The following is a 13,369-nucleotide window of genomic DNA, read 5'->3' as shown; positions in this document are numbered from 1 at the left end:
CAGTGACACCGCACCGCGTTGCCATGGTTCTTTAATCCACGGCTCGTAGATTGAATGTCAGCGCCTCCGGAGGTCGCTGAGACACCATGATCACGGTGGTCACCGGAGCCAACGCAGTGAATGAAGCGACAGACCCACCCACCCCGGTGAAAGGACGCGTATACGGCAGCTGAGCATTCTCCTCTTGAAACGTCAGCACCTCACCCCCGGCGGCAATGCCTCCGGGGGTGCGGTGTGTCCGGAGCCGGGCGGTCGCGGGGCGTCCCCAACACCACAGCGACAGGGACGGTTTCCGAGCACAGATGCGCCGAGTCGGGGAACTCGGCACCTCCGTGCTCGGAAACCGTCCCCTCAGTTCTTCTACCCGGGCTATTTCCGAAAGTTCAGGTAGGCCTTCGACGGCGTCGGCCCACGCTGCCCCTGGTACTTCGACCCCAGCGGACCTGAACCGTAGGGCGCCTCCGCCGGACTGGAGAGGTTGAACAGCGCGAGCTGACCGATCTTCATCCCCGGGTACAGTGCGATCGGCAGGTTCGCGGTGTTGGAGAGTTCCAGGGTGATGTGCCCGTTGAACCCCGGATCCACGAAACCTGCGGTCGAGTGTGTGAGGAGGCCCAGGCGCCCCAGCGACGACTTGCCCTCGAGACGGGCGGCGAGGTTGTCCGGCACTGTCACGAACTCCAGCGTCGAGCCGAGGACGAACTCGCCGGGGTGCAGGATGAACGCCTCGGACGCGACACCACCGTCGTTGACCGGAGTTCCGTCCTCTCCGGTGCCGTCACCGACCTCGACGAGGGTGGTGAGGTCCTCCTGCGGCAGGCGCGGATCGATGTGTGTGTAGCGGGAGTTGTTGAACACCCGGAAGTAGCGGTCGAGACGCACGTCGATGCTCGACGGCTGGATCAGGGTCGGGTCGAACGGGTCCAGGGCGAGGTCACCTGAACCGAGGGCTGCGCGGATGTCTCGGTCGGAAAGAAGCACGTCACTTACCCTAGCGGACCAGCACCCACCCCGTTGTCTCACCCCACCGCAGGACTGTGTTAGAGTCATCGGCAGTGCGAAAGCCCAACCGCAGAAGCACAAGCGCCGATGTAGTTCAATGGTAGAACATCAGCTTCCCAAGCTGAATACGCGGGTTCGATTCCCGTCATCGGCTCCACTACTTGACCTGCATGGTCATCCGTTTTCTGTCGAAGCGGTGGCCTGCTAGTCAGGACCAAGGTCCGCACAGTCGAGAATATCCGGTTCGGAGCGACTCCGACACGCCGCGGACGGGCCTACCCCCGCTGTAGAACCACTGAAGCCCCGGCTATCTCGGCCGGGGCTTCTCTGCTGCGCGGGGTCATGCGACCGCGTGGGTGGGGATCTGCATCACCGCATGGATGCGGCCCAGCCCGTCCTTGGGGTTGCACAGGGCGATGGTCCACCGGGGTGAGGGGTCGAGCGCCTTGACGTTTCCGTAGGCATCCCAGTCGGATCGAGCTTGGTCGATGTCGGTGGGGGTCATGTGGTCCCCGGCGATAACCAGGGCCCTGTTTGGGATGACCAGCAGGTCAAAGTCTGTTCGATGTTGTGTTCTATCGTCCGCCGGCCTCTGTGTCGTCATCCGGTACCTTCCGTAGCTCTCTCACCAGTTCTTCGACGACTCTAACCTGCCGGTCGGACAGGCCTGTGGCGTCGATGCGAACCACACTAGCACTGTTCGAACTACTGTTCGATAAATCGGTCCACTCTGTCTTTGGCACCCCCGCGGCCCGCAGTAGATCCACGACATCAATATTCAGGAGGCCTGCCAGCTTGTCGTACTCCTCCACGGTGAGCACGGTCGCTTCCCCGGTGCGCTCGCGCACCCCGCTCTCGAGCTCGCGGATCCACATCCGGTAGCCCGCTCCCTTACCCATGGCTGTGAGAAGCTCCGCCTGGGAGAGTCCCACATCCGCCCGGGCGTCGCGGACCATCTTCCCGACGCGGCGGGACCGGAACAGCTCATCATCTGTACTCATGGGCGGAATGCTACCACCTGCCACGAGGTTTTTCATAAGCCAAAAACCACTCACGACCTGCACATATACCCATTGCATGCAAACTCAACAAGGCACGTCTGCTCTCATCGGTTGCACATTCTGCTACCAGTAGCTACCATTGTGGCATCGCACACGAAAGGACACGAAGCGATGCAACGCCAAGCAACACCACACGAAACGTCCACGAAGACCAGGAAGGAGAACCGCGTGACCCCCGTCGTCTACAAGACCAGCGACTTCTGCAAGGCCTACGGCATCAGCCGCCAGACCTTCGACAAGCACGTCGCCGCCGGACGCCTCAACCCCAAGCGCATCGGCAAGGAATACCGCATCCACCGCGACGAAGCCGAACGATGGTTCGAGTCCCTCCCCGACTACGAACCCCCGAACGTCGCATAAAAGGGCCGCCCTACTCAACGCCACGGGACTGCCATCCCATGAATGCGGCGGAGCCAGGCGGCCAACACACACCTTACCCCTCAAAGAGGAGCAGAACAGTGCACTCAGAATCATACCAGCAACAACCGTCGGGGCACATCCTCCCCGGATCCGACGAGCACCGGCGCCTGATGACCGGTAGCAAGATCGCCGCGGCGCTCGGCCTGTCGAAGTTCGAGACACCGGCTGAGCTATGGCACCGGATGCGCGGCGATGTGCCCCCGCAGGAATCAACCCCAGCGATGCGCCGCGGCCACAACCAGGAAGCGGCGATTCTCGAGTGGTACTTCACGGAGATGCGCCCGGACCTCGAGCAGACCAGTGCCGAGCAGACGTTCACCCGGCCGGACCTCCCGTGGGCCGCAGCGAACCCGGATGCCGTCGCAGTTGAGGACCGTGAAGTGGTGTTCATCGACGCGAAGTCCATCGCCCGCGACGGCGGTGAGTGGGGCAAGACCGGAACCGACCAAGTGCCCTTGTACTACGTCACGCAGATGATGTGGGCGATGCACATGACCCACGGCCCCGAAGGTTTCGGCGTCACCCGCACCTACGTCGTGAAGCACGGGCCGTACGTCGACCAGTACGACGAGTACTACGTCGACTACGACCCTGCCCTGGCCGACCAGATCCGACAACGGGTGCACGCCTTCTGGGACTCCCTCACAGACGACCAGGGTTGCCCGCCGATCACCGACCGTGCAGGCACACACCGCGTGTTCGCCAAGCTGCACCCCGACATCGTCCCAGACTCCGTGTGGGAGATCTCCCCCGCCGTCGCCCGCGACTACATCCACGCCCGTGACCAAACCAAGGCCGCGCAGGCAGCCGAGGATGCCGCGAAAGCCCGGATCCTCACCGCGATGGGCACCGCGAAGACCGCGGTGTGCGGCGGGGTGAAGGTTGGCTACCGCCGCCCCACGAAGAACGGCGTCAGCTTCTACCCACCACAACGGCCCGTGGATGTCTCGGACCTCCCTGACGAGCAGGAGGACGCGGCATGAACCACCCCACCCCTACTCGCCAGCAACAACCACCGGCGGCCCTGACCCCCGCCGCCCAGAAAGGCACCATGAACACCGAACTCGCCACCACCTCCGCATCAGACGCCCTCCACGAGAAGATGGAGTGGTCGCAGGCCATGTCCTCCGGCACCCTCATCCCCCAGCAGTACCGGCAGAACCCCGGCAACCTGCTGTTCGCCGCGGAGTTCGCCGACAACCTCGGCGTCGGCCGTATCCACGTCCTCACCTCCATTGCCGTCATCAACGGCCGACCGTCAGCATCCGCTGATCTCATGGCTGCGATGGTCCGGGCGCATGGCCACAAGCTCCGCGTCTGGGGCGACGACACCGAAGCCCACGCCGAGATCGTCCGCCACGATGACCCCGACTTCACCTTCCGCGCCGACTGGGACGAAGCCAAGGCCCGCAAGGCCGGACTGTGGGGCAACAAGGGGCCGTGGACCCAGTACCCGGCCGCCATGCTCCGCGCCCGAGCCATCAGCGAGGTCGTCCGCATGGGCGCACAGGACGTCATGGCCGGTGCGGTGTACACCGCCGAGGAGCTCGGCGCGACGGTGAACGCCGAGGGCGAGGTACTGGACGCCGGCCCCCAGAACCAGCCCGCGCAGCGCCGACATGAACCGCGGCAGGAGCCTTCCCCGGTTCGGTCGGAGTCGCCTGCACAGTCAGCCGCCGACCGTCTCGGCAGCGCCCTCGGCGCCACCCCGGCCGACACCAAGACGGTGGAGGAATGGGCCGCCCTGGTCGCCGCTGCACAGACCCAGGACGAGCTGACCGCCCTGTCTCGGGACGCACAGAAGAACCCCGCCTGGCAGTGCGACATCAAGGCACGGTTCACCGCCCGGAAGAACGAGCTCGCCGAGCAGGAAGCGCTCGCATCCCAGGTCGAAGACGTCGACGGCGAGATCGTCCAGGACGGAGACGCAGCGTGACCACCACTCTCGACCCGCTGACCGCACTGCAACAACCCGCTGAAAGCGTGTGCGCCCGCCCCGGCTGCGCACGCCGCGCCTGGCACGCCAACAACACCTACTGCCAGCCACACGCACACGCCCTCGGACTCCTCCACCACCGCGTGCCCGCCGCCCCCATCCGTGCACACGTCCAAGCCTGCATCGACGCCGGCGCCACCATGCAGGCTATCGCCGACGACACCGGTGCCGGCTACACCAGCGTCCACCGACTCATCCGCGGCACCAGCACCACCCTCCGCCGCGCCACTGCCGAGAAGCTCCGGCGTGCCACGCCCGACATGACCGGACTCGTCCCCATCCTCGGCACCCGCCGCCGACTCCGCGCATGGCGAGCCGCAGGCTGGACCACCCGGGAGATCCAGGAGGCTACCGGCATCCCCGCCTGGACCGTGCAGGAGATCGTCTCCGACCAGTGCCGCATCAGTACCGTCAGCCGCACACGCCACCAGACCGTCGCCGCAGCGTTCGCCACCGAGACGCAGCAGGTCCGCCGCCCCGCAGACCGGCGCATCACCCGGAAAGGCTGGCCTCTCCCCGCCGAATGGGACAACCCCGACAACCCGGACGAGAACCCCGCCATCCTCCGCACCGCCTACGCCGACGACTACCGCCCCGCCCTCGACCACATCATCGCCCACCACGGCGACTGCGGCGCCGCAGCCCGAGCACTCCGCACACACCAATCCACCATCTACCGCCTCGCCGACGGCGAACGCACACCCTCCCCCGAAATCCGGCAGAAGATCACCGCCCACTACCTCGCCCTCCACGGAGCCGCAGCATGAACCACCAACCCCTCGACAACTGCCTCGCCGCCGAAACCCGCGCCGGCCGCACCTGGGCCGACCGCGCCGAAGAAGCCATGGCCACCCTCGAACGCCAGGGCACACCCTTTACCGGTGACGACCTGCGTGACCTCATCGGCCCGGATCACACTCCGCACCACCCGAACGCGGTCGGTGCCCTGTTCAACCAGCACCGCCGCGCCGGCCTGATCCGCCAAGTCGGATGGCACACCAGCACTGCGCAGAAGCGCAACGGCGGCAGCCACCGACGATGGATCGGGGTGACCAACCCGTGACAGAGACGAAGCGGAAGACGCTCAATTTCGAGGTCCCCGTCGACACCTACGTCGACGTCAGCCTCGACATCGCAGACATGGTCGAGATCCTGGAAGAGAACGGCTACTCAGTCATCGACACCGTCGGAGCGTCCCCCGACGACATTCCCACCGGGATCCCCAACGCGATCGAAACCGAGATGTACGCAGCCAAAGACCCCAAGGTGAAACTCGCCTACCAATGGGTCCTCGACCTCATCAGGTGACCGATGGACACCCCACACGACGACCGCGCCCCCACCTGAACCACCCGGCCTGACCCCACCGAAACGGGGTCACTTTTCAATACCCCCAAAAACCTTGCACGCAAACTCACCAGGAGGCCGCCACATGGCACGCAACTACGCCGCAATCCAACACACAATCTGGGCCGACCCCGACTGGCGCACCCTCAGCGTCCCCGCCCAACTCCTCTACTTCACCGCACTCTCCCACCCCACCCTCACCCTCGCCGGCATCCTCGACTGGCGCCCCGCCAAACTCGCCGCCCTCGCCGAAACCTGGGACCGCCAAACCATCGAAGCCGCAGCCCACGAGCTCGAAGCCAACAACTACCTCATCATCGACCACGACACCGAAGAGTGCTTCATCCGCAGCTTCCACCGCAACGACCACTCCATCAAGCAGCACAACCTCGGCACCACCATCGCCCGAGCCTGCACACCCGTCGCATCCCCACTCCTCCACAACCACATCGCCGCCGAACTCTGGCGCCTCCACGACGACCACCCCGAATACAAAGGCTTCAACTCCGACGAGCTCCGCGAATACATGAACCGCCGGCCCCCAATCCACCCTCCCCGTGACCCCCGCGGTAAGGGTCCCGATAACCCCCACATTGACCCTAGCGATGACCCTAGGGCTGACCCCCCAAATGACCCTGGGATTGACCCTCAAATTTCAGAAATTGAGGGTAGCGATGACCCTAGCCGTGGGGGGTCCAGTGGGGGTAGCCCTGAACCAAGAACCACTAACCCCAAACCCCAAACCGGTAGTGGTTACGGTGGTCGGGAACGTATACGGGGAGCGGCCGCGAATGCGGGTGAGCCCCCGGAGGAATTCTCGGAGGGTCCGGCGGACGCTTCGCGCCGCCCTGGTGATCCGTCGGAGGCGCGGTGTGCGGCGCATCGGGGTGTGCCGGTCGGGGAGGTTCCGCCGTGCGGGGGTTGCGCTCGGGAGCGTCGACGTGCCGAGGATGCGGTCAAATTCGCGTCAGAACGGGCCGTGGAGCGCCGTAGGGCCGCTGTTGGGGGTTGCACCCTATGCGACGGCAACGGAATGGCTCAGGCGTCCGATGGCGGCGTTTTTCGGTGCGGGCACGATGAGCGGTCGCTGGAGCGGTCCGGGTTCGCTGGCGGTGAGGTGATCCCGATCCGGGAGGTCGGCTAGAGCCGAGCAATGGTCGCCTGCAAAGGTTCGCGGCCCCCGGTTTTTGATACCCCCGCGCACAGGTCAGCGCCTTGTTTGCTCTCATTGGTTGCATGAAATGAGAGCAATTGCTACCATCGAGTTATCGCCGAGGGGCTGCCACCCCGAAGCACACACCTCAAGGAGACAGATCATGCACAAGCAACAACACCCGGATGACGACCCGGACTTCGGCGCCGTCATCCGCACTCGCCCCACCGTGTGCGAGTGCACCAGCATCCCCGTCGGGGAAGGCGACGAACGCATCGTCCCGAACCCGGAGTGCCCGCGCTGCGACTACGACCCGCGGGTCCTCGCCGAGGAGTGGGACGCGATCGACCAGGAGTACGGGCTGCGCCGCACCGACGACGGGGAGTGGATCCCCGCCGCCGAGTGGGACGAGGAAACGGCGATGCGCAAGGAGGCGGCGTGATGGACCTCGCACCGACATGGGCTGACATCTTCCGCCTCGAGCACACGGAGGACGTGGCGTGGGAGGACGGCATCGGATGACACGCGCAGACATTCTCCCCGCCGCCATCCTCCTGCCCCTCGGCCTGGTGTTCAGCGTCGGCTTCATCTACGCCACCGCCCACACCCTCGCCGGCCCGGCCGGGCTCACCGCCGCCCTCGCTTTCACCGCCTACTACCTCTGGGGACGCTATGCACACCACGCACCGCACTGACGCACAGATCCACACCCTTCTGGAGTGCGCGGCCGAGGACTTCGTCGACCGGGTCGCCCACCTCGCCGGCCAGCTCGACGACGTGCACGACATCGGCCGCACCTTCGACCAGACCATCGGCCGGGTCCGCAGGTCAGCACACGCGGAAGTCACCCGCCTGTACAACTCCCGCGAACCCCGCGGATGACCGGCTCGTATCCGTGGGGAAGCGGGTACGAACCACCAGGACAAACCACATGACACAACAACAGGAGCAGTAACAATGGCCCAGGGAGACACCCCAATCACCGTCGTCGGCAACCTCGTCGCCGACATCGAACTTCGCTACACCCCGTCCGGCGCCGCCGTCGCCAACGGCCGCGTCGCCTCCACCCCCCGCCGCTACGACTCACAGTCCAACCAGTGGGTCGACGGAGACGCCCTGTTCATCACCTTCAACATCTGGAAGCAGGCCGCCGAGAACACCGCCAACAGCCTCACCAAGGGCGACCGCGTCATCGTCACCGGCCGTCTACGGCAGCGCTCCTTCGAGACCCGCGAGGGCGAGAAGCGCACCGTCTTCGAGGTCGAAGCCGACGAGGTCGGCCCCTCGCTGAAGTACGCGACCACGCAGGTCACGAAGACACCACGGCAGGGCGGGAACTTCGGTGGCCAGCAGCCCCAGGGCAACACGGCCGGCAGCTTCGGCGGGCGCCCACCTGGCGACGACGACCCGTGGAACGCCGGCGGGCAGGGCAACGGCTACCGACCCGGCTTCGACGACGAACCGTCCTTCTAGGAGCCCGACCGTGACCCATCAGCTCCCGCCCCGCGCACTCACCCATCAGCAGAAGCGCACCAAACGCCGCGACGACCGATTCAAACAGCAGCTCGAAGACGGCGCCTGGCACGCCTGGCCCGTTCGACTCAAACCCGGCACCGCGCAGAACACCGCCTGGCGCATCAACAAAGGCCACAGGCTCGGCGACGGGTACGAAGCCCACGTCCGCCAAGGCACCCTCTACGTCCGACAGGAACAACAATGACCGACCTCCCCGAAAACACCGTCCCCGACGGCGTCGGCCGCATCGTCGGCGCCATCGACTGGCCCCTGCTGTGCGAGTGGATCCGCGAACTCCTGGAGGCGATCTGCTCATGACCATCCTCGAAACGATCCTCACCCTGACCCTGCTCGTCCTGGTGCCGTGGGCCGTGTGGTCCGCCATCGACCTCTGGCGACTCCGCCGAGGCCTGAACCTCATCGACGCAGTCCATGCGGAAGTCGCCTACGTGGAGGTGCCGGACCATGAGCGCCGCCTGATCAACCACGACACCCGACTCCTCACCCTCGAGGACTCCCGCAGCCACACCGCCGACCTTGACGTGCCCACCATCCACCGGCCCGTGCCGGACGACTTCTGGAGGAACCGATGACCGACCAGCCAACCCCCGTGACCGACGACGACCGCCTGGCGCACGAATGGGCCGATATGGCAGAGAACTACCCCGACGAGGCGACTACGTGGAAGGCTACGGCCCGCGCTATCCGCGCTCACGTCCCCGCCCCGCCTGCGACCCTCGCCGACGAACTGCGGGAGACGGCGGGGATGATGAACTACGCCGCGACCCGTGCGCCGGAGATTCGGGATCGGATCAATAAGCACGCTGATCGTGTGGAAGCCGTCGAGAAGGAGAACCGCGACAACGTCCACCGAATCATCGAGTGGATGGGCACGGCGGGGACACTGCGTGCCGAGGTGGAGCTGCTGAAGGAGCAGGACGAGGCACGCAAGGATGAACTCCACAAGTACCGCGAGATCCGGAAGAACCAGCGCGCCGAACTCGCCCGACTCAATACCGAGGTGGAGCGACTGACGGAGGAGCGTCTGGACCGGAACCCAGAGACGAAAGCACGCGTCGAGAGGGCTATCGCCAACCTGGACCAGGCAGAGACCGTGGAAGTCGACGTGCCTCCGGGAATGTACGAGCTGGACCGTGGCCTGCCCGACCCCGCCGACGTGCCGGATGGCGAGCCGTGGGAGGTCATCGGCCCCGAAGGACGGGCCATCGGCTTCCGCGACGGATTACCCGGGGGCGAGTGGGCCATAGCCTACCCCGGCGGACATGGCTCCGATGATGTCGGCGACCAAGCTGTCACCCTCGTCTCCCGCCTGCTGCCGGAGACCCGCCGAGTGATCGACCGGCCCGAGGCGCTGGACGCGCTGCCCGTGAGAAGCGTCGTGGTCAGCCAATATGGAAGAGGCTGGGTCAAGACGCTAAACGGGGGATGGACTCTTAGCGGGACGCCGGTCACATCGAAGGACGTAATCGACACCCTCGGCCCGGTGACCGTGATCCACGAGGGGGTGACGGCATGACCCGCATCAACGACGTGGCGGGCATTGTCCGGTCATACTTCAAGGAGAGCGAGCACTACCCCAACGTGTGGGAAGACATAGCGGGGAGCCTCGATATTGCCGGGCACCTCATGCCCGACCTGCCGAGCGGAAGGAGAGTCGGGAACGAGATCGAGTGGCGGCTGAACAACTGTGACGAGGCAATCGCAGATGACGAAGGCGGACTGTGGATATACGACGGCGGGCGGATGATCCCCGAGGAACCCATGACCCTGAGGGCACGGGCACTGATCTACCTTGCAGCCGCTGACTACGCCGAGGAGCACACCAATGACCAGTGAGAAAGAACTACGGCAGATCGCGGCCGGGTTCATCCGGGACAGCCTGGATGACCTGGCTGACGAAGCCGGAGTGGAGCGCCCCGATGATCTGTCCTCCCTCGACGACCACAACCTCGACCGAGCGTGTGCACTGATCCGCACCTGGCCGATCCCGGACCTGCCGCCAGCGGACCGCGACGGCATCTGGTGGCCCGAGAGGGGGCTGAAATACGGGCACGTCCGCCCAGGCAAGGAGGGTGTAACCATCTCCCGTGGCGGGTCGGGGCGCACCAGCATGTACACCAGCCTCCACCTCACTCCGGATGAGGCTGAAGAACTCGCGTCGCTGCTCATGGCAGCCGCGCACTACGAAAGGAACCAGGAATGAGCAACGAAGCAAAGTACCGGAAGATCGCGGAGGACGAGGGCAGGAACTTCCTCACCGAGTACGAGTTCATCAACCTCGCGGAGGTTAACGACGAAGACCTGACCGAGAGTGAAATGCGACGGGTCCACGACATCATCACCCGGGAGCTGAGGATCACCCCCGCCCCGCAGATCATCCGCACGCCCGCCGAACTCGAAGCGCTCGACCCGGAGACGATAGTGCAGCGCCCGCCCCAGTACCCGGGGCAGCATTCTCGGACCGAGCACGCTAGCGACTTGCTCTACATAGTCCAACGGTGGGGTACAGACAAGCACCTCCCCGCCGTGGTGGTCGCTTCGGGTGAGCGCGTCCGCGCCTGCCGGGAAGCACTCGAAGGAGGGGAAGCGTGAGGTACAAATATTGCTATCCGGCAATATGATGTTCATGTAACCTATGATCCATGTCACGCGATACCTGGAACGCTACAGACATCACCCCTCAAACCGGCCGCCACTACATCATCACCGGAGCCAACAGCGGACTCGGACTCATAACCGCCCGCGAACTAGCACGAGCCGGAGCGACCATCACCATGGCCGTCCGCAACGTTGATAAGGGTAAAGTTGCAGCCGCAAAGATCGGCGGCGATGTAACCGTCGAAGAACTCGACCTCGCAGACCTCGGGTCAATACATCGCTTCGCCGACCGAACTGATCACGACATCGACGTGCTCATCAACAACGCCGGCATCATGTTCGTGCCCTACGGAAAAACAGCCGACGGCTTTGAACGACACATCGGTACCAATCACCTCGGTCACTATGCGCTCACCAACCTGCTTCTTCCCAGGATTCAGGAGAAAGTCGTGACACTGTCCTCGCAAGCCCATCGGCGAGGCTCGATAAACCTCGAGGACCTACAGTGGGAGAATAGGAAATACTCCCCGACGGGAGCATACGGGGCCTCCAAACTGGCAAATCTACTGTTCTCCCTCGAACTACAACAAAGACTGACCGCCACAGGATCCGACATCGTATCGCTCTCCAGTCACCCGGGCTACAGCGCAACCAACCTACAAAGCCACTCAGAAAGTCGGCCCGCCGAGCTCCTCATGAAGATCGCGAACCGGACAGTAGCGCAACCCGCCGACATGGGCGCTCTGCCGACACTGTTTGCAGCAACCGAACCACTCCCACCTGCTAGCTACGTCGGCCCGAATGGACTCTACGAGTTCCGCGGCTACCCGACGCTGGTCGGACGATCCAACGCCGCGAGCAACCTTGACCTTGCGGTTCACCTTTGGGAGAAGTCTGAGGAGCTAACAGGAATCCGCTTCCCTCTCCAGTAGACGCTGGATGGAGCATCGCCACAGTGGCTACCCAACCAGATCGGAGATGACCAACACTGCCCTATTGTCAGGAGTCGTGCGCCTAAGTAGTCGCCGCTGAGCTTGCTCCACCGAGCGACACATCGGCCCCGTGTAGGCGGTGGAGTAACTAGTTCGTCCGCACGCGGGATTGTGAGAGCACGGAACCCTGGTCGGAGATCCTCCAGGTGTAGACCACGCTGCCCCGGGGATACTTCGCAGCATCCCGCACGTCTCGGTTGATAAGCCGCTGGGCGGAATTCAAGACCGCCACAGTAGTCGCAGGGCCAGCGGTACTGAGCACAAGATCTGCTCCCGCCCCGGCAATATCACCGGCCGGGCTCGCAGCGAGGATCTTCGTGGCTACCGGGTCGATGTAGATCTGCCCCGACTGCGGGTACAAACCCTGGTCAATCGTTGCGGCGTTGGCAGCCGGGGCAGCCAGCCCGATCGTCGTGGCAGCGGCGACAGCAGCCGCGGCGAGCTTCATAGAACGCTTCATGAGCTTTCCTCTCAGTCAGATGAGTGATGATCAAGATATAGATGATTGGAGAAGCCTGTGCAGTGTGAAGAGCGTGAAAGACAGAACGGTCCCCCCGAAAGAAGTGAGCTAACCCCATGACCTCGATCATCCTCCTCGCCGTCGGCATCGTCGTCGGCGTACCCCTGGGCGCTTTGTGGTGTGCCCGCCGGCGCGACCAGGCGCCCATCGAACTCCCCGCGCACGAGCACCTGTGGGCCGAATGGGAGCACCTCCATCGGCACGTGCTTCGGAATAGTCCTGACGCGGTTCCGTCCGGCTACGAGATGGTCCAGCGGCGATCCTGCTACACCTGCGGATTCACCGAATACCACACCGACAGGCTCTGAACGCCTGTTCGAACGTCACGGTTTCATGTCCGGTGCCCCGGGTAAGGTACCCCCAGGCGTACCACCAGGCACGCCACACCAACAACAGATGGAGAATTCCATGACCCTCAAACGCGCCTACGCGAACGGCGAGGACGGCATCACAGTCCACCGAAATGAGAAAGCAGGGCAGTACTACAGAGTCGTCCACGACATCTTCCCCGCCGGATCCTTCGCAGTCGTCAATGACAATGGCTCCCTGAGCATCACGAACAACCAGGTTGGCGGACCCGTTGCAGCATACCCCGCAGGCGGATGGAACCATGTCGTGCCCGAGGTAGAGTCCGTAGACGACTCCAAGTAGAAGCCAACCTCCGGCCCACCACCCGGGGGTTTCTTCATGCCCACGAATGCTCTCTTTGCGCTCATTATCTGATACCATCACGACCACACGGCC

Annotated in this window: 24 protein-coding genes and 1 tRNA gene; 20 read left to right on the top strand and 5 right to left on the bottom strand. The window is 64.5% G+C overall.

From position 1 onward, the window contains the following. Nucleotides 1-369: 369 nt before the first annotated feature. A complete protein-coding gene (gene dcd / locus PQI66_RS10040) occupies nucleotides 370-981 on the bottom strand; it encodes a dCTP deaminase (RefSeq protein WP_339997976.1) in 612 nt (203 codons plus the stop codon). Between the two features lie 104 nt (nucleotides 982-1,085). On the opposite strand from dcd, the gene PQI66_RS10035 reads away from it, so the two are divergent. Beyond that, nucleotides 1,086-1,159, top strand: a tRNA-Gly gene (locus PQI66_RS10035). A gap of 183 nt (nucleotides 1,160-1,342) precedes the next feature. Here the strand turns inward: PQI66_RS10035 and PQI66_RS10030 are convergent. Both PQI66_RS10030 and PQI66_RS10025 read right to left on the bottom strand, forming a co-directional pair. Continuing rightward, nucleotides 1,343-1,507, bottom strand: a complete 165-nt coding sequence (locus PQI66_RS10030; protein ID WP_339997975.1) for a hypothetical protein — start codon at nucleotides 1,505-1,507, stop codon at nucleotides 1,343-1,345. 70 nt (nucleotides 1,508-1,577) lie between these two features. After that, the gene (locus PQI66_RS10025) at nucleotides 1,578-2,003 is read right to left on the bottom strand and encodes an XRE family transcriptional regulator (RefSeq protein ID WP_339997974.1); all 426 of its coding nucleotides are present in this window, start codon (nucleotides 2,001-2,003) and stop codon (nucleotides 1,578-1,580) included. A gap of 228 nt (nucleotides 2,004-2,231) precedes the next feature. Between PQI66_RS10025 and PQI66_RS10020 the strand changes: the two genes are divergently transcribed. From PQI66_RS10020 to PQI66_RS09995, 6 genes are all read left to right on the top strand, one after another. Further along, complete coding sequence (locus tag PQI66_RS10020) at nucleotides 2,232-2,423, top strand: helix-turn-helix domain-containing protein (protein WP_339997973.1); 192 nt, start codon at nucleotides 2,232-2,234, stop codon at nucleotides 2,421-2,423. Nucleotides 2,424-2,521: 98 nt separating this feature from the next. Further along, entirely contained in the window at nucleotides 2,522-3,466 is a 945-nt protein-coding gene (locus PQI66_RS10015; protein ID WP_339997972.1) for a lambda-exonuclease family protein, read from the top strand. Beyond that, nucleotides 3,463-4,419 carry a hypothetical protein gene (locus tag PQI66_RS10010; protein WP_339997971.1) on the top strand — a complete coding sequence of 319 codons (957 nt, stop codon included), beginning with the start codon at nucleotides 3,463-3,465 and terminating at the stop codon, nucleotides 4,417-4,419. Before PQI66_RS10015 ends, PQI66_RS10010 begins: the two co-directional genes overlap by 4 nt. Then, complete coding sequence (locus tag PQI66_RS10005; RefSeq protein ID WP_339997970.1) at nucleotides 4,416-5,246, top strand: hypothetical protein; 831 nt, start codon at nucleotides 4,416-4,418, stop codon at nucleotides 5,244-5,246. The genes PQI66_RS10010 and PQI66_RS10005 overlap by 4 nt, the downstream gene beginning before the upstream one ends. Continuing rightward, nucleotides 5,243-5,542 (top strand): hypothetical protein, encoded by a 300-nt coding sequence (locus PQI66_RS10000; RefSeq protein WP_339997968.1) that lies wholly within the window; start codon nucleotides 5,243-5,245, stop codon nucleotides 5,540-5,542. The genes PQI66_RS10005 and PQI66_RS10000 overlap by 4 nt, the downstream gene beginning before the upstream one ends. Continuing rightward, nucleotides 5,539-5,787: a hypothetical protein gene (locus tag PQI66_RS09995; RefSeq protein WP_339997967.1), complete on the top strand. Its 249-nt coding sequence runs from the start codon at nucleotides 5,539-5,541 to the stop codon at nucleotides 5,785-5,787. Before PQI66_RS10000 ends, PQI66_RS09995 begins: the two co-directional genes overlap by 4 nt. Before the next feature lie 106 nt (nucleotides 5,788-5,893). On the opposite strand, the gene PQI66_RS09990 is transcribed toward PQI66_RS09995, so the two are convergent. Further along, nucleotides 5,894-6,478: a hypothetical protein gene (locus PQI66_RS09990; RefSeq protein ID WP_339997966.1), complete on the bottom strand. Its 585-nt coding sequence runs from the start codon at nucleotides 6,476-6,478 to the stop codon at nucleotides 5,894-5,896. A 664-nt stretch (nucleotides 6,479-7,142) separates the two neighbouring features. Here PQI66_RS09990 and PQI66_RS09985 point away from each other — a divergent pair. The 11 genes from PQI66_RS09985 (at nucleotide 7,143) to PQI66_RS09935 (ending at nucleotide 12,045) form a co-directional block, all read left to right on the top strand. After that, a complete protein-coding gene (locus tag PQI66_RS09985; RefSeq protein WP_339997965.1) occupies nucleotides 7,143-7,421 on the top strand; it encodes a hypothetical protein in 279 nt (92 codons plus the stop codon). A 76-nt stretch (nucleotides 7,422-7,497) separates the two neighbouring features. Next, entirely contained in the window at nucleotides 7,498-7,674 is a 177-nt protein-coding gene (locus PQI66_RS09980) for a hypothetical protein (protein WP_339997964.1), read from the top strand. Next, the gene (locus tag PQI66_RS09975) at nucleotides 7,652-7,861 is read left to right on the top strand and encodes a hypothetical protein (RefSeq protein ID WP_339997963.1); all 210 of its coding nucleotides are present in this window, start codon (nucleotides 7,652-7,654) and stop codon (nucleotides 7,859-7,861) included. The genes PQI66_RS09980 and PQI66_RS09975 overlap by 23 nt, the downstream gene beginning before the upstream one ends. Nucleotides 7,862-7,936: 75 nt before the next feature. Further along, complete coding sequence (locus tag PQI66_RS09970) at nucleotides 7,937-8,452, top strand: single-stranded DNA-binding protein (protein WP_339997962.1); 516 nt, start codon at nucleotides 7,937-7,939, stop codon at nucleotides 8,450-8,452. A 10-nt stretch (nucleotides 8,453-8,462) separates the two neighbouring features. Beyond that, nucleotides 8,463-8,699, top strand: a complete 237-nt coding sequence (locus PQI66_RS09965) for a hypothetical protein (protein WP_339997961.1) — start codon at nucleotides 8,463-8,465, stop codon at nucleotides 8,697-8,699. Between the two features lie 109 nt (nucleotides 8,700-8,808). Next, the gene (locus tag PQI66_RS09960) at nucleotides 8,809-9,087 is read left to right on the top strand and encodes a hypothetical protein (protein ID WP_339997960.1); all 279 of its coding nucleotides are present in this window, start codon (nucleotides 8,809-8,811) and stop codon (nucleotides 9,085-9,087) included. Further along, on the top strand, nucleotides 9,084-10,031 hold the full coding sequence (locus PQI66_RS09955) for a hypothetical protein (RefSeq protein ID WP_339997959.1): 948 nt from the start codon (nucleotides 9,084-9,086) through the stop codon (nucleotides 10,029-10,031). The genes PQI66_RS09960 and PQI66_RS09955 overlap by 4 nt, the downstream gene beginning before the upstream one ends. Next, the gene (locus PQI66_RS09950) at nucleotides 10,028-10,351 is read left to right on the top strand and encodes a hypothetical protein (protein WP_339997958.1); all 324 of its coding nucleotides are present in this window, start codon (nucleotides 10,028-10,030) and stop codon (nucleotides 10,349-10,351) included. The genes PQI66_RS09955 and PQI66_RS09950 overlap by 4 nt, the downstream gene beginning before the upstream one ends. Next, nucleotides 10,341-10,718, top strand: coding sequence for a hypothetical protein (locus tag PQI66_RS09945; protein WP_339997956.1), 378 nt, complete (start codon nucleotides 10,341-10,343; stop codon nucleotides 10,716-10,718). Before PQI66_RS09950 ends, PQI66_RS09945 begins: the two co-directional genes overlap by 11 nt. After that, the gene (locus PQI66_RS09940; protein WP_339997954.1) at nucleotides 10,715-11,107 is read left to right on the top strand and encodes a hypothetical protein; all 393 of its coding nucleotides are present in this window, start codon (nucleotides 10,715-10,717) and stop codon (nucleotides 11,105-11,107) included. The genes PQI66_RS09945 and PQI66_RS09940 overlap by 4 nt, the downstream gene beginning before the upstream one ends. A gap of 50 nt (nucleotides 11,108-11,157) precedes the next feature. Beyond that, entirely contained in the window at nucleotides 11,158-12,045 is an 888-nt protein-coding gene (locus PQI66_RS09935) for an oxidoreductase (protein ID WP_339997953.1), read from the top strand. Nucleotides 12,046-12,193: 148 nt separating this feature from the next. Here PQI66_RS09935 and PQI66_RS09930 read toward each other — a convergent pair whose 3' ends face one another. Then, a complete protein-coding gene (locus PQI66_RS09930; RefSeq protein ID WP_339997952.1) occupies nucleotides 12,194-12,565 on the bottom strand; it encodes a hypothetical protein in 372 nt (123 codons plus the stop codon). Between the two features lie 116 nt (nucleotides 12,566-12,681). Between PQI66_RS09930 and PQI66_RS09925 the strand changes: the two genes are divergently transcribed. Together PQI66_RS09925 and PQI66_RS09920 are read left to right on the top strand one after the other, a co-directional pair. Beyond that, nucleotides 12,682-12,933: a hypothetical protein gene (locus tag PQI66_RS09925; protein WP_339997951.1), complete on the top strand. Its 252-nt coding sequence runs from the start codon at nucleotides 12,682-12,684 to the stop codon at nucleotides 12,931-12,933. Nucleotides 12,934-13,033: 100 nt separating this feature from the next. After that, the gene (locus PQI66_RS09920; protein ID WP_339997950.1) at nucleotides 13,034-13,276 is read left to right on the top strand and encodes a hypothetical protein; all 243 of its coding nucleotides are present in this window, start codon (nucleotides 13,034-13,036) and stop codon (nucleotides 13,274-13,276) included. The last annotated feature ends 93 nt before the right edge of the window (nucleotides 13,277-13,369 follow it).

The organism is Corynebacterium sp. USCH3 (assembly GCF_037619475.1).
In the GTDB taxonomy this organism is placed as follows: domain Bacteria; phylum Actinomycetota; class Actinomycetes; order Mycobacteriales; family Mycobacteriaceae; genus Corynebacterium.
This window is presented reverse-complemented; position numbering and strand designations above follow the sequence as displayed.

What these genes read in the sequence shown, in the direction of transcription:
- PQI66_RS10030 (WP_339997975.1), bottom strand. Translation starts at nt 1,507, where the DNA reads ATGACCCCCACCGACATCGACCAAGCTCGATCCGACTGGGATGCCTAC.
- PQI66_RS10025 (WP_339997974.1), bottom strand. Translation starts at nt 2,003, where the DNA reads ATGAGTACAGATGATGAGCTGTTCCGGTCCCGCCGCGTCGGGAAGATG.
- PQI66_RS10010 (WP_339997971.1), top strand. Translation starts at nt 3,463, where the DNA reads ATGAACCACCCCACCCCTACTCGCCAGCAACAACCACCGGCGGCCCTG.
- PQI66_RS10000 (WP_339997968.1), top strand. Translation starts at nt 5,243, where the DNA reads ATGAACCACCAACCCCTCGACAACTGCCTCGCCGCCGAAACCCGCGCC.
- PQI66_RS09985 (WP_339997965.1), top strand. Translation starts at nt 7,143, where the DNA reads ATGCACAAGCAACAACACCCGGATGACGACCCGGACTTCGGCGCCGTC.
- PQI66_RS09980 (WP_339997964.1), top strand. Translation starts at nt 7,498, where the DNA reads ATGACACGCGCAGACATTCTCCCCGCCGCCATCCTCCTGCCCCTCGGC.
- PQI66_RS09975 (WP_339997963.1), top strand. Translation starts at nt 7,652, where the DNA reads ATGCACACCACGCACCGCACTGACGCACAGATCCACACCCTTCTGGAG.
- PQI66_RS09970 (WP_339997962.1), top strand. Translation starts at nt 7,937, where the DNA reads ATGGCCCAGGGAGACACCCCAATCACCGTCGTCGGCAACCTCGTCGCC.
- PQI66_RS09960 (WP_339997960.1), top strand. Translation starts at nt 8,809, where the DNA reads ATGACCATCCTCGAAACGATCCTCACCCTGACCCTGCTCGTCCTGGTG.
- PQI66_RS09955 (WP_339997959.1), top strand. Translation starts at nt 9,084, where the DNA reads ATGACCGACCAGCCAACCCCCGTGACCGACGACGACCGCCTGGCGCAC.
- PQI66_RS09950 (WP_339997958.1), top strand. Translation starts at nt 10,028, where the DNA reads ATGACCCGCATCAACGACGTGGCGGGCATTGTCCGGTCATACTTCAAG.
- PQI66_RS09945 (WP_339997956.1), top strand. Translation starts at nt 10,341, where the DNA reads ATGACCAGTGAGAAAGAACTACGGCAGATCGCGGCCGGGTTCATCCGG.
- PQI66_RS09940 (WP_339997954.1), top strand. Translation starts at nt 10,715, where the DNA reads ATGAGCAACGAAGCAAAGTACCGGAAGATCGCGGAGGACGAGGGCAGG.
- PQI66_RS09935 (WP_339997953.1), top strand. Translation starts at nt 11,158, where the DNA reads ATGTCACGCGATACCTGGAACGCTACAGACATCACCCCTCAAACCGGC.
- PQI66_RS09930 (WP_339997952.1), bottom strand. Translation starts at nt 12,565, where the DNA reads ATGAAGCGTTCTATGAAGCTCGCCGCGGCTGCTGTCGCCGCTGCCACG.
- PQI66_RS09925 (WP_339997951.1), top strand. Translation starts at nt 12,682, where the DNA reads ATGACCTCGATCATCCTCCTCGCCGTCGGCATCGTCGTCGGCGTACCC.
- PQI66_RS09920 (WP_339997950.1), top strand. Translation starts at nt 13,034, where the DNA reads ATGACCCTCAAACGCGCCTACGCGAACGGCGAGGACGGCATCACAGTC.